Genomic DNA, 12,774 nt, shown 5'->3' on the forward strand with positions numbered 1-12,774 from the left:
GGGGGAAGCGCGACATCGAGTTTTCGGGGGAATCGTTTGTCACGGCTGACGGAGCTACTGGGCCAAGTTAAAGCAAGTGATGCGCAGCTCGGTCGGGATCTCGAGCGCGAGTTTCGCGCGCTTGCATCGCGTCGCGCCTTCGGACTGAATTTCGAGCGCCATCGGCCAGAGGCTGTCGAGCTTCCGGGGCGCCCCGTGCGCAAAGGCGACAAGGTTCGAATCTGCGCGCCGCGAGGCTCCCCTGGACCGGGTGCGCGCGATCTCTGGACCGTCGGCGATATCGATCGCGCCAATCGAACCGCCGACGTCGAGCGATTGAGCCGTGGCGCGGAGGAGGCAGACAGGCGGACCGTCGACCTCGCCGATCTCGTCGTGATGGCTGAGTTTCGCGACATCATCTATCCGGGGCTTGTCAGCACCGGCGAGGTCAAACGCTCTGACACCCGCCCGAAGCATGTCGTCATTAACGGTGAGAATTTTCACGCGCTTCAGGCGCTGACGTTCAGCGATCGCGGGCGGATCGATGCGATTTACATCGACCCCCCCTACAATTCGGGCGCGCGGGACTGGAAATACAACAACGATTACGTCGAGGCTGAGGACCAGTATCGCCATAGTAAGTGGCTTGCCATGATGGAGCGGCGGCTCCGCATCGCGCGTGAGCTGATGCGGCCCGAACGTAGCGTGATCCTGGTCAGCATCGACGAAAAGGAGGTCCACCGCCTCGCACTGCTTCTCGAGCAGGTTTTTCCGGACGCAGATATCCAGATGGTGACAAGCGTAATCAGCGCGAAGGGCGCGGTCAGGGTCGGCAAATTTTCACGGGTTGAAGAGCATATCTTTGTCGTAACGCTGGGCGAGGCGAAACTGATCCCTTGGGTGCGCAACATGCTCGATCCCATCAAGGGCGACGCCGGCGACCAGCAAGCGCTCGAATGGTTAGGTTTGCGCCGTCGCGAACCGAGCAGCGCGCGGGGAGCTCGGCCCAACCAGTTCTATCCAGTCTTCGTCGACGAGGCGACCGGACGCCTCCACTCGGTCGGCGACGCGGTCACGGACGGTATCGACCGTGAAACTATTGCCGTTCCTCCAGGCACTGTCGCGCTGTGGCCGCTCAAGCCGGACGGCACCGAAATGCTCTGGGGCCTGACGCCTGAGGTCCTCAAACGCAATTGGGCGAACGGATACGCTCGCGTGAATCGCTGGAACCGCACAACGCTTAGCGGGACCGTTCAATATCTTGCCGGCGGCACGATCTCAGCTATCACGGCAGGAACGATCCAGATCACCGGCAAGGCTCGCGATGGCTCGGTTATCGGCACCGCGGCGACCGACGATGATGCCCCGCCGCCCAAGCGCGTCTGGAACCTCGCGTCACATAATGCCGAGACTGGAGGAACGAATGTCTTGAGCAGCCTGCTGGTCGGCCGGCGCTTTCCCTACCCCAAGTCGCTCTACGCGGTTGAAGATATCCTTCGTTTTTTCGTAGCCGATATTCCTTATGCAGTGATTCTGGACTTCTTCGCCGGGTCAGGAACGACCGCACATGCAGTCATGCGCCTCAACCGCCAGGATGGCGGCTCGAGACGCGCAATCAGCATCACCAACAACGAGGTGAGCGCCGAGGAGCAGACGGCGTTGCGGCGTAGCGGTTTGCGACCGGGCGATGAAGAGTGGGAGCAGCTCGGGATATGCGACTACATCACCAAGCCGCGTATCGCTGCCGCGATTACCGGGGAACGCGCTGATGGCACGGCCGTCCCCGGTGACTATCGGTTCAATGATGAATTCCCGATGGCCGAAGGCTTCGCCGAGAATGCGGAGTTTTTCACCCTCACTTATGAAACGCCGATCGCAGTCAGCCACAACCTCGCGTTTCAACGTGTCGCCCCGCTGCTCTGGCTTCGCGCCGGCGCCTTCGGCGACCGTATTGAGGAGGTCCCGGCCAACGGCTGGATGATCGTTCAGGCGTACGGCCTACTTGTCGATCTCGATAGATCATCGGAGTTTTGCGCGGCGATGAAGGAAGCCGAAGAAGCCACCTACGCTTTTATCGTGACCAATGACGACAGGCGCTACCAATCGGTGTCGCGCCAGCTTCCGGATGGGATCGAGGCTGTCCGCCTGTATGAATCCTACCTCTCAAATTTCCGGTTCGTCAGCGGGGGCAACGAATGAAGTTCACGCTGAAGGATTATCAGGAAGACGCCGTCTCCGAAGTTCTGAAGCGGCTTCGCCGTGCCCGGCGCCGGTGGCGCGAGGACAATGAGGTTCAGGCCTTTTCGCTGACGGCACCTACGGGCGCCGGCAAGACCATCATGGCCGCTGCGGTCTTCGAAGCTCTCTTTCACGGTGCCGATACATTTGAATTCGATGCCGATCCGGGCGCCGTGGTTATCTGGTTCAGCGACGATCCCTCGCTGAACGAACAGACGCGTTTCCGGTTGGGTGAGGCGTCGGATCGTCTCAACTGGACCGACCTGCACGTCGTCGAGAACAGCTTCAACCGCGAGAAGCTCTCGCCAGGGAAGGTCTATTTCCTCAATACCCACAAGCTGTCGCGCAACAGCTTGCTTGTCCGTGGTCACGAACCGGAGGATGAAGCGGAGCCGAGCCTGCCTGACATGCGGCCGGACGCGCGCTCCTACACGATCTGGGACACGATCCGGAACACGATCGAGGACCCGGCGCTGACGCTTTATCTGGTGCTCGACGAGGCGCACCGCGGGATGGGCGAAGGCCGCACGCTGCAGGACCGGTCGACCATCGTTCGTCGGCTGATCAACGGCGCAGGCTCGATGCCGTCGATGCCGATAGTCTGGGGCATCTCGGCTACGGTCGAGCGGTTCAACGTCGCGATGCGCGAAGCGCGGGGGCGGAGCATTTTGCCTGGCGTTGCGGTCGATCCTGCAAAGGTGCAGGAATCTGGCCTACTGAAAGACACGATCGTTCTCGATATTCCCGACGAGGCTGGGCATTTCGAAACGGTGCTGGTGCGGCGGGCAACGGACAAGATCGTCGAATCGAGTCAGGCCTGGGCTGACTATGCGGCGCAACAGCCTGGCACACCGATCGTCCAGCCTCTGCTCGTCCTTCAGGTCAGGAACACACCCGACCCTGACGAGATCGGCCGAGCTCTGGACATGATCTACGAGCGCTGGCCTGGCTTGTCTCAGGATGCGATCGCTCACGTATTCGGTGAGCACGTAACGCAGACATTCGGGCGTCACGTGGTGCCGTATATCTCGCCAGAGAGGGTTCAGGATTCCGCATGGGTTCGCGTGCTGATCGCCAAAGACGCGATCAGCACCGGCTGGGATTGTCCCCGTGCGGAGGTGATGGTGTCATTCCGCGCAGCGCAGGATCCGACGCATATTACCCAACTCCTCGGTCGCATGGTACGCACTCCGCTCGCGCGGCGCATCCCGGGTAACGACAAGCTCAATTCCGTCGACTGCCTGCTTCCGTTCTTCGACAGGGCCGCGGTGAAGGCGGTTGCCGATGCCCTGATGGCGGGTGGAGGCGACGGGGAGCAGCCGCTTTCGGGTCGGCGTGTCTTGATCAATCCTGCAGAGATGATGCCCAACCCATCGGTTGCCGCCGATGCCTGGGCTCGATTCCTGTCCCTGCCATCGCAGTCGCTTCCCCACCGCGCGCCGCGGCCCGTTAAACGCCTGACCGCGTTAGCGCACGAATTGGCGACAGATGGAATCCTCGCCGATGCCGGCAAGGAAGCGCACCGCGAGATGCATGCGGCGCTCGACGCGGCGCGCGTGCGCTACGCTAGTCAGTTGGAAGCAGCTAGGCAGTCGGTCCTGACGGTCGAGGGCGTCGCGCTCACGGCAGACCTCCGCGAGCGGGTCACGCGGTTCAATGCCTTCGTCGAAAGCGCCGATATGGCGGTGATCGACGATGCTTACAGGCGCGCCGCGCGGGTGTTCAGCCCTGATCTTGCTCGCACCTACGCTGAGCATCTTGCCCGCAACATGCCCGGAAGTGACCCGGAAGAGGCGTTGATTGCAGCACATGTCGAAACTGCGGCACTTGCCTTGGTGGAGGGGGTGCGCGAGTATCTCGAAATCGAGGCCGAGCGACTTACGCGGCGATGGTTGGACCAGTACCGGATCGCCATCAAGTCGCTCGGGGACGAGCGTCAGGAGGAGTATCGCCAAATCCGCGCAATGAGCGCGGAACCCGAGGCACAGGATCTCGGCCATCCGCGTGAGTGGCTCGTCGCGTCAATGGCGCGCGAGCAAAATGGGGAAGAGATTTCACTGCCGAGATATCGCGATCATCTGATGTGCGACGCCGAAGGCCTGTTTCCCGCCGAGCTGAATGGCTGGGAGCAAGCGGTGCTCGATCGTGAGAGTGCCCGGGTGGGTTTCGAAGCTTGGTATCGCAACCCAGCGAGAGCAACGCCGGAAGCTCTTGGCATCGCCTATGAGTCGAACGGCGGCTATAAGATCCTCCGCCCCGACTTCTTGTTTCTGTCGAGACTAGCCGATGGAACGGTGGTGGCCGATCTCGTCGACCCGCATGGCACCCAACTTAGCGATGCGCTACCCAAGATTCGGGGCTTGGCCCAATATGCGGAGACGCATTCTGGCGCGTTTCGGCGGATCGAGAGCGTCGCGAAGGTCGATGACGAATTAAAGGTTCTCGATCTCACCGACAGGATCGTGCGCAACGCCATCGCAACAGCTGAGAGCGCAGCTGAGCTTTACCAGAGCGCGCTGGCACGCGCCTACTAAGGGACCCGCCAGATGACGTCGCAGAGGTGCCCTCTTAGCAGCCAGCGCAGGGTGTCCAGACTTCTTTCGGTCCTCAAGGACGAAGGCATTGGGAGTGCGAGACCGCCAGAAAAGAAGCGCTGGAGACGACCCTGACGGATCTGCTTGTCCAGGTCCCGCCGAAAGCCGCATCGCAGCGTTCGGCCCAAGATAATTGCGAGATTAACAGTCGAGGGCTCGATTTATGCATAGCGGCTTTCGCCGATACCGCGCCAGGAGCTGACAGTCGGCAACCGGCCCCTATTGAGACCTTCAATACTTGAGTGTTGAACGTCGACTGCTGGCGCAACGGCGACTTCCGGCGTGCTTCACCGGCACGGTCTGCTTTTCAGGCGGTGGCCAAGCTAACCTCAACGGCGGACATGTTGCGCAACGCCGGTGACACAGCGACACCCAAGCACATATGTCGACATTCTGTGGCGGCAGCGCTGTAGGACCTCAAATCGTAACCGACAGCGCGCCAGCCAGCTGGGCTAACGTCGATTGAGGACACGATCTGGGACACATTTATGCCCTCGGCGCGCCACCTCGTTGAGCGATCGCATCGATGCCGGCGAGCCATCGAAGATAGGCGGCCGCCTGAGAGAGCATGAGGATTGCGAGGTCCAGCGGCGGTTGCGCCGGCTCTTCCGATCCCGGCTCATGCCGGTAGAAGTGGGCTCCCTCCACCCAGTCAGTGAAAGCCGCGACCTGCTTCTGCGCAACGTTAATCGCTGGCCTTTGGCCCTGGTGGATAGTGTCGACCAGTTGCTTGAGCTCACGCTGGATCTCGCCGGTGCTTAGCTTACTAGCGGACGGGAACATCAGCCGGAAAAGGCTCTCGACGGCAAAAACGACGAGCGAATGGCAGCCTTTCCGTCCGGTGGTGCGCCGTCAAGAGCAGTGTAGGCGTCATAGAACAGGGTGCGCACGCCTTTGTAACGTGCCCCTCCCAGAACGGCCACGGTCGAAATTCGGGACCGCTCAAATTCGACGTCCAGTGCAAAGTGCACGCCAGCGCGGTCGTCCACACTGTAGCGAACGCCCTCCTCTCCGAATATTCGTGGGACCGAGTTCACGAACTCCTGGCGCGCCCGCTGATCTGGCCGGCCGTCGTAGTCCTGAATTGTTGAGTAGCAGAGCGTTACAGAGTCGAGCAAATCCCTAAGTTCGATCTTCTCCAAGTATCCTGCCCAGTAGTCGCCCCAGCGAAGATTGGGGTAACGGGCCACTCCGAGCTCACTGATCATCAGGCTTTCAAGAGCAGTGAGGTGGTCCAATTCAACGTACAACGCAGCGAGACGGCGCCTCATCCTGGCACTGTCGGGAAGCAGGTCTTGCCGCTCCAGATACACCTGCGAAAACCGTTGACCGACTGGCCTTTCAGACACCCCGACCTCTCTACTCTCCGCGACGACATCAACCGCGCGCGGCAACAGACGCTAATACTCGATTCTGCGACTTGTCACCATATCGGTTACAAATAAGTATCGTTGAACCAATTTGGTGCAAAAATAACCATTTTGGACCAATTACATTGGTGTTAATTGCAACATATACTCTATTTGTTGGATTTGATTAGTGACGCCAACAGAGGATTAAAACAGATGACAAGCAAACTACGGCTTTCGAAAATCGCACGCGACCCGATCGTTGCGGCCTTCCTGGAGCGCTGTGAGCGGGACCAGTGCACACAGCCGGCGATTCTCGCCCCTCGGAGCCCGGTGCTGACCGACGGCGCAACAGAGAAGGTCAGGGAGACGGTCGATGCGTGAGCAAGATGATATCGCCATCCGCGACGCGATGGCGGAACTCGCCCACCTGGAAAATCGCACCAGCCGCGACGAGGCGATGAGGATCGCCATCGCCCAGATGTGCGCCGGCGCGCTGTTCATCGAAGCGCACGCCGGCAAGTGGCGGGCCGACCAGGTCGTCGGGGCGCTTTGGCGGTCCCAGGTTTCGCTCAAGAACGAGCAAAAGCCGCTCCCCGAAATCGGGGACCGCAAATCGGTCGGTAAGAATTTACCGGGCGGGTTATGATCCCTCACCGTTTCCCGCGCCAGGGAGGCCGCCCATGAAGATCGTCACTTCGAGCTTCTTCACCAAGCTGCCGGTGGAGTTCGCGCCGATCTCGATCGCGCGCTGGGCCCCGCAACGCTTCCAGGGTCCGACGCTGCGCGAGCTCACGCCTGGCGAATGGTTCCGAAGCATCGACGTCGACGAATATCGCCGGCGCTACCTCGAGCAGCTCGACATGCTCGACCCGCGTGAAACCGTCCGCCGGATCCAGGATCTGGCGGCCGGCAGGGCGGCGGCGCTGCTCTGCTGGGAGCGGCCGCGCGACGGCAATTTCTGCCACCGCGGCTATGTCAGCGCCTGGCTCCGTGACGAGCTGGGAATTGACATCTACGAGCTCGGCCTGGACGGTTGCGGCCACCATCACCCCAAGCTGCCGGAAGCGCACAGGCCAGGCCCGACACAGCCGACGCTGCTCTGAATTGTGTCCCGAAACGTGTCCTGATCTCGAAATTGGGATGGTGCCGGAGATCGGTTTGGCCCGCAAGCCCTTGGAAAACTTGGTGCCGCTTAGGTGACTCGAACACCTGACCCCATCATTACGAATGATGTGCTCTACCAACTGAGCTAAAGCGGCCCAGGAGGCCAGAGCCTCCAAGATGCGGGGGTGATAGACTCAACCGGCGGCGAATTCAAGATGCGACTTGGCAATTCATGCAAGGGTCCATGTGGCGTCGAATGCCGTCCGTCGCGTTTGCTCGCCAATCAGGCGCGACGTCAGGCGTGCGGTTCGCGCCCTCCTGCTGGTCAAAATTGATGAAACACGCTGATTTCGTTGCCGGAACAGCGTCGGAATGGACTTTGCACACCCTGACAAGGCAGAATGCGCCGCTCGCCCGTTGATTGATTGGTCGCCTGCGGCTAACGATCATGGCAAGGTTGGGCAAACGTGCAGAGGGATCCGCTTGGACGCAATCGAAAAGGCGATCCGGAATGCCTTCGAGAAAGGCAATGCCGAGGACCGCGCGTTCCGCGAAAGGGTCTATCGATCGGCTTTTGCCGCGCTCGACCGTGCGCTCCAGGCCAATCCTGACGTGACGGTGGAAGTCGCGATCAAGCGCCGCAAGGCAATACAGGCGAAAATCACCGAGATCGAATCCGAGTACCTGCCGGCGGTGCCGGATATCGGTCCGCAGGGCGATGCGCCGGCGGTCGAGCTTGGTGGGGACCCGGCTCCTGCGGTCGAGGTGGGTGCGGACCCCGCTCCCGCGGTTGAGACCGGGCAACCGGCATCACCCGTCGTTGTCGTCGACGAGCCCGTGCAATCCGCCTCCGATGCGCCTCGCTCGCGTGTGCTGCCAGTCGTTCCCGACATCATGCCGGACGCCGGCCTTCCCGGCGCGCCGGCCATCGACATGTCTGCTCCCGACTCGGCCGACGCCGCAACGGAAGTAGCACCCGATCGCGATGAACGGCGCATAAGGGGGCGTCGCCTGCCGCTGACCGCCATCTTCCTGACCGTGACGCTGCTTGCCGCTGTCGGCATCGGCCTGTTCTTTGCCATGCAGACCGGCGTGTTCAAGACGCAGGCGCAGCTCGACACCGCTCCGCCCGAAGCGCCGCCGACCGTCAACGACGACGATTTCACACCGGCCGATAGCGACACCGGCCCGGCAAAGCCCGGCGCCGCGGACCAGTCGCGCGACTGGATCAACGTGTTTTCGCCGACCGACGCGTCGCATGTCAGCGCCCCGTCGGATGCCAAGGCCGAAGTGATGAAGGACGACACCGGGTCGTTCCTGCGCATCCGTTCCGGCGCCTCCGGTTCGGCGATCAGCTTCGATGTCGGGCAAGGCGTGCTGGAGCAGCTCGCCGGCAAGCATGCCGTGTTCGACATCATTGCCCGCTCCGAAGAAGGCAAGGAGACGCAGATTTCCGTCGACTGCAATTTCGGCGAACTGGGCGACTGCGGCCGCAAGCGCTACGCGGTCGGCCAGCAGCAGAACGAATATCTGTTCGACGTGCAGTTTCCCAAGAAGCACCCGGGCTCGGCCGGCACGATCGCCGTCAATTCCGACTTCGACAAGCAGGGCAAGGCGGCGGACATCTACGAAATCCGCGTCTCGGTCGAGCCCTAGGCGCATCCGTGCAGGACAAGTGGCTTAGAGCCGGATGATTTCAGGTCGAATCGACCTGAAATCTGAATCCGCCTCTAAATCAAAGAGATAGAGCATGATGTCGTCCGAAAACCGCTTCACACTTTTCGGCGTCATGCTCTAGCGATCGAGCAGCGCCTGCAGCGTCTCGATGCGATCGGCCTCGTTGGCCGGCTTGTCCCAGCGCAGCCGCGAAATGCGGGGAAAGCGCATGGCGACTCCGGATTTGTGCCGGGTCGAGCGGTTTAGGCCCTCGAAGGCGACTTCCAGCACCAGGCCGTTGTCTCGGTCGGCCCGCACCGAGCGCACCGGCCCGAAACGCTCGACGGTGTTGTCTCGGACATATTTGTCGATCTGCTTCAGCTCTTCGTCGGTGAAGCCGAAATAGGCCTTTCCGACCGGCACCAGTTCCTCCTCGCCTTCGCCGCCGGACCAGACGCCGAACGTGTAGTCCGAATAGAAGCTCGAGCGCTTGCCATGGCCGCGTTGGGCATACATCAGCACGGCATCCACCGTGTGCGGATCGCGCTTCCATTTGAACCACGGGCCTTTCGGCCGGCTGGCGACGTAGGGCGAGTCCCAGCGCTTCAGCATGACGCCCTCGATGATCGGATGCGGCGGCGCGCGGCGCAGTTCCTCCAGCGCCTGCCAGTCGGCGAAGTCGACAAATGGCGAAAGATCGAAACGGCTCGGATCGAGCGCTGCGACAAAGGTCTCCAGACGGCCGCGCCGCTCGCGAAACGGCAGCGCACGCAAATCCTCGGCGCCGATCTGCAGCACGTCGTAGCAGCGCATGAAGGCCGGATATTGCTGCTGCATCTTCGGCGTCACCGTCTTGCGGTTCAGCCTTTGCTGCAGGTCCGAGAAGGTGCCGGTCGCCTGCCGGGGATCGCCGACCAACAGTTCGCCGTCCAGCGTTGCGGAAAAACGCATGGCGTCGGCGAGATCCGGAAAGGCGCCGGAGACATCGTCGCCGGTGCGCGAATAGAGCCGGCGGATACCGCCTTCGGCCACCGCCTGGACGCGGATGCCGTCCCATTTCCACTCGGCCGCATAGTCCGCGGGGTCGAGCTTTTCGAGATCGCCGTCGCCGACCGGGTTGGACAGCATGACCGGGCGAAACAGGGCCATCGCCGTATTCCTGGGTTTTTCAGCCTTGCCTTCCAGCCAGGCGAACAGCGCCGTGTAAGGCGGCGACAGCCCATGCCAAAGCTCCTCGATCTCGGTGACATCGACCTTGCCGAAATCCGCCAGCGCCTGTTTTGCCAGCCGCGCCGACACGCCGATGCGCAGGCCGCCGGTGACCAGCTTGATGATGGCAAATCGGGCCGAGATGCCGGCGCTGTCGAGCAGCCCGGCCAGCACCTTCGGCCCGTCGGAGCGGCTTGCCGCCTGCAGCCTGGCGACGACCTCGCCGAGCGTCGGCTCGCGGTTCGGGATGTTGCCGGGCGTTTGCGGCCAGACGAGCGACACCGTTTCGGCAAGATCACCGACATAGTCGTAGGAATAGCCGAACAGCACCGGGTCCATGCGCTCGGTGACCAGGGTGCGCAGCATCGCCGGCTTGACCGCGGCGATGTTGAGATCGCCGGTGATGGCAGCCAGCGCCAGGCCACGGTCGGGATCCCCCACGCTGCGAAAATAGTCGGTCAGCAGCGTCAGCTTGCCGTTGCGCGACGGCGTCAGCACCAGGCGATCGAGAAGTTCGGCGAAGCGGTTCATGCCATCAATCGCCCTCGTCCTCGTAGCCGACCAGATGCAGCGGCCGCGCGGCGATGCCTTCAAGTTCGCACCAGCGCACCAGCGCTTCCTCGCGGCCATGCGTCACCCAGATTTCCTCGGCTCCGGTCTCCTTGATGGTGGCGGTCAGTTCGTCCCAGTCGGCGTGGTCCGAGATGATCAGCGGCAGTTCGACGCCGCCTTGCTTGGCGCGTTGGCGGATGCGCATCCAGCCCGACGCGAAGCACGAGATCGGATCGGGAAAGCGCCGCGCCCAGCGATCGGCGAAAGCCGAAGGCGGACCGACCACGATGGCGCCCGCGAAATCCTGCTTGCCGCCCTCAACCGTTGCCGGTTCGAGCGTTCCGAGCTCGATGCCCTGGCTCTGGTAATATTCGCTGAGCCTGGCCAGCGCACCATGGATGTAGATCGGCCTGTCGTAGCCGGCGTCGCGCAACAGCCGCATCACCCGCTGGGCCTTTCCCAACGCATAGGCGCCGACCAGATGCGAGCGTTCGGGAAACTGCGCCGCCGATTTCAGCAAGCGGGCGATCTCTTCCGTGTCGGGTGGATGGCGAAACACCGGCAGGCCGAAAGTCGCCTCGGTGATGAACACATCGCACGCGATCGGCTCGAACGGCGCGCAGGTCGCGTCTTTCTGCCGCTTGTAGTCGCCCGAAGCGACGATGCGCGTGCCCTGGTGCTCGACGGCGATCTGCGCCGAGCCAAGCACGTGGCCGGCGGGATGGAAGCTGATGCTGACGCCGTCTAGGGCAATCGCCTCGCCGAGCTGTGCTGCTTGCGTTGTGCCGGCAAAATCCTCGCCATAGCGCAAGCCCATGATGTCGAGCGTCTGCTGTGTCGCCAGCACCGAGCGGTGGCCGGAACGCGCATGATCGGAATGGCCATGCGTGATCAGCGCCCGGTTCACCGGCCGCACCGGGTCGATGAAGAAATCGCCTGGCGGGCAATACAGGCCCTCGGGCCGGGGATGGAGCAGGTCTGAGGCGCGCATGATCCCCAAGATAGGATATAATTCCGCTGCGGGAAGCCTGTTGTAAGTGACTGCTGACTCCCGCATACAGCACCGTCGGCTCTATCCGCCAACAGGACTCATAACCATGAAACCGCTTCAGGCCTCGTCCGGCGACTTGAACGCCGATCGCCGTGCCGATTATGCCGAGATGCTGCATGCGGACGGCGATCATGCTGCGGCGGCGGAATTGCTGCTCGGTGCCCTGGAACTGAAGCCGCAATGGGCGATGGGCTGGTTTCGCCTCGGCGAGATGCAGCAGGCTGCCGGTGCGCCAGACCTCGCCGCGCAGGCTTGGGCGATGTCGCTGCAACTCGATCCGACGGATCGTCAAGGTGCCGCACTGAACCTGCAATTGATCGGCAAGGCGCCGGAGACCGGCGCGCTACCCAGCGCCTTCGTCGAGACGCTGTTCGACCACTATGCCGACAGCTTCGATGAATCACTGGTCGACAGGCTGGGGTATCGGCTGCCCGAATTGCTCGATCAGGCCATTCGGTCGACAAGGCCGGGCCGCTTCCCGCTGGCGCTCGATCTCGGCTGCGGCACCGGGCTGATGGGGCAGAGGCTGCGGCCGATCGCCGATCGGCTGGAGGGGTATGACATTTCGGCCAGGATGCTGAAGCAGGCGCGGGTCAAGGGCGTCTACGATTTCCTAGGCAAGGCCGATCTGCGGGATTTTTCCTATGTCGGCCGGAAAGCCGATCTGGTGGCGGTGGCCGATGTCTTCATCTATGTCGGCGCGCTCGACGGCGTGGTGAAGACGGTTGCCGGCTTGCTTGCCGGGGATGGCCTGTTCGCCTTTTCCGTCGAGAGCTTGGCCGGCAATGGCGATTTTGTGTTGCTGCCATCGCGCCGCTACGCGCATTCGGAACATTATGTGCGTAAGATCCTGGCTGCCAACGGGTTTTCGGTCCTGTGGCTGGAAACGACCGTGATCCGCCAGGACCGCCGGGAACCCGTCAACGGGTTGGTCGCTGTGGCAGGCAAGCTACCGGGATGAGGCGGCAATCCCCTGCAGTCGCGCCCGCAAATAGTCGGTGCTGCGAAAAAGTCTGATTTGCATGCGCGACTGATATTT

Annotated in this window: 11 protein-coding genes and 1 tRNA gene; 8 read left to right on the top strand and 4 right to left on the bottom strand. The window is 62.3% G+C overall.

Annotated features, from left to right (window positions below):
• Window positions 1-36 precede the first annotated feature (36 nt).
• The 3 genes from HNQ71_RS30360 (at window position 37) to HNQ71_RS30370 (ending at window position 5,573) form a co-directional block, all read left to right on the top strand.
• On the top strand, window positions 37-2,178 hold the full coding sequence (locus HNQ71_RS30360) for a site-specific DNA-methyltransferase (protein ID WP_184877427.1): 2,142 nt from the start codon (window positions 37-39) through the stop codon (window positions 2,176-2,178).
• Window positions 2,175-4,751 carry a DEAD/DEAH box helicase gene (locus HNQ71_RS30365; protein ID WP_184877429.1) on the top strand — a complete coding sequence of 859 codons (2,577 nt, stop codon included), beginning with the start codon at window positions 2,175-2,177 and terminating at the stop codon, window positions 4,749-4,751. The genes HNQ71_RS30360 and HNQ71_RS30365 overlap by 4 nt, the downstream gene beginning before the upstream one ends.
• A gap of 570 nt (window positions 4,752-5,321) precedes the next feature.
• Window positions 5,322-5,573 (top strand): hypothetical protein, encoded by a 252-nt coding sequence (locus HNQ71_RS30370; RefSeq protein ID WP_184877430.1) that lies wholly within the window; start codon window positions 5,322-5,324, stop codon window positions 5,571-5,573.
• A gap of 20 nt (window positions 5,574-5,593) precedes the next feature.
• Here the strand turns inward: HNQ71_RS30370 and HNQ71_RS30375 are convergent, their stop codons facing one another.
• Window positions 5,594-6,019, bottom strand: coding sequence for a hypothetical protein (locus tag HNQ71_RS30375; RefSeq protein WP_184877432.1), 426 nt, complete (start codon window positions 6,017-6,019; stop codon window positions 5,594-5,596).
• 357 nt (window positions 6,020-6,376) lie between these two features.
• On the opposite strand from HNQ71_RS30375, the gene HNQ71_RS30380 reads away from it, so the two are divergent.
• From HNQ71_RS30380 to HNQ71_RS30390, 3 genes are read left to right on the top strand one after another with little or no spacing between them, the layout of a single operon-like run.
• Window positions 6,377-6,544 carry a hypothetical protein gene (locus tag HNQ71_RS30380; RefSeq protein ID WP_184877434.1) on the top strand — a complete coding sequence of 56 codons (168 nt, stop codon included), beginning with the start codon at window positions 6,377-6,379 and terminating at the stop codon, window positions 6,542-6,544.
• A complete protein-coding gene (locus tag HNQ71_RS30385; protein WP_184877436.1) occupies window positions 6,537-6,809 on the top strand; it encodes a hypothetical protein in 273 nt (90 codons plus the stop codon). The genes HNQ71_RS30380 and HNQ71_RS30385 overlap by 8 nt, the downstream gene beginning before the upstream one ends.
• Window positions 6,810-6,843: 34 nt before the next feature.
• A complete protein-coding gene (locus HNQ71_RS30390) occupies window positions 6,844-7,266 on the top strand; it encodes a DUF488 family protein, N3 subclade (RefSeq protein WP_184877438.1) in 423 nt (140 codons plus the stop codon).
• An 80-nt stretch (window positions 7,267-7,346) separates the two neighbouring features.
• Here the strand turns inward: HNQ71_RS30390 and HNQ71_RS30395 are convergent.
• Window positions 7,347-7,422 (bottom strand) — tRNA-Thr (locus HNQ71_RS30395).
• A gap of 328 nt (window positions 7,423-7,750) precedes the next feature.
• Between HNQ71_RS30395 and HNQ71_RS30400 the strand changes: the two genes are divergently transcribed.
• A complete protein-coding gene (locus tag HNQ71_RS30400) occupies window positions 7,751-8,923 on the top strand; it encodes a hypothetical protein (protein WP_184877440.1) in 1,173 nt (390 codons plus the stop codon).
• Window positions 8,924-9,061: 138 nt separating this feature from the next.
• Here the strand turns inward: HNQ71_RS30400 and HNQ71_RS30405 are convergent, their stop codons facing one another.
• A complete protein-coding gene (locus HNQ71_RS30405) occupies window positions 9,062-10,663 on the bottom strand; it encodes a cisplatin damage response ATP-dependent DNA ligase (protein ID WP_184877442.1) in 1,602 nt (533 codons plus the stop codon).
• Between the two features lie 4 nt (window positions 10,664-10,667).
• Window positions 10,668-11,675 (bottom strand): ligase-associated DNA damage response exonuclease, encoded by a 1,008-nt coding sequence (locus HNQ71_RS30410; RefSeq protein ID WP_184877444.1) that lies wholly within the window; start codon window positions 11,673-11,675, stop codon window positions 10,668-10,670.
• A gap of 106 nt (window positions 11,676-11,781) precedes the next feature.
• Here HNQ71_RS30410 and HNQ71_RS30415 point away from each other — a divergent pair, with 106 nt between their 5' ends.
• Window positions 11,782-12,696 carry a class I SAM-dependent DNA methyltransferase gene (locus HNQ71_RS30415; protein WP_184877446.1) on the top strand — a complete coding sequence of 305 codons (915 nt, stop codon included), beginning with the start codon at window positions 11,782-11,784 and terminating at the stop codon, window positions 12,694-12,696.
• Window positions 12,697-12,774: the final 78 nt, after the last annotated feature.

It is taken from the genome of Mesorhizobium sangaii (genome assembly GCF_014207355.1).
Lineage (GTDB): Bacteria > Pseudomonadota > Alphaproteobacteria > Rhizobiales > Rhizobiaceae > Mesorhizobium > Mesorhizobium sangaii.

What these genes read in the sequence shown, in the direction of transcription:
- HNQ71_RS30365 (WP_184877429.1), top strand. Translation starts at nt 2,175, where the DNA reads ATGAAGTTCACGCTGAAGGATTATCAGGAAGACGCCGTCTCCGAAGTT.
- HNQ71_RS30375 (WP_184877432.1), bottom strand. Translation starts at nt 6,019, where the DNA reads ATGATCAGTGAGCTCGGAGTGGCCCGTTACCCCAATCTTCGCTGGGGC.
- HNQ71_RS30380 (WP_184877434.1), top strand. Translation starts at nt 6,377, where the DNA reads ATGACAAGCAAACTACGGCTTTCGAAAATCGCACGCGACCCGATCGTT.
- HNQ71_RS30385 (WP_184877436.1), top strand. Translation starts at nt 6,537, where the DNA reads ATGCGTGAGCAAGATGATATCGCCATCCGCGACGCGATGGCGGAACTC.
- HNQ71_RS30390 (WP_184877438.1), top strand. Translation starts at nt 6,844, where the DNA reads ATGAAGATCGTCACTTCGAGCTTCTTCACCAAGCTGCCGGTGGAGTTC.
- HNQ71_RS30405 (WP_184877442.1), bottom strand. Translation starts at nt 10,663, where the DNA reads ATGAACCGCTTCGCCGAACTTCTCGATCGCCTGGTGCTGACGCCGTCG.
- HNQ71_RS30410 (WP_184877444.1), bottom strand. Translation starts at nt 11,675, where the DNA reads ATGCGCGCCTCAGACCTGCTCCATCCCCGGCCCGAGGGCCTGTATTGC.
- HNQ71_RS30415 (WP_184877446.1), top strand. Translation starts at nt 11,782, where the DNA reads ATGAAACCGCTTCAGGCCTCGTCCGGCGACTTGAACGCCGATCGCCGT.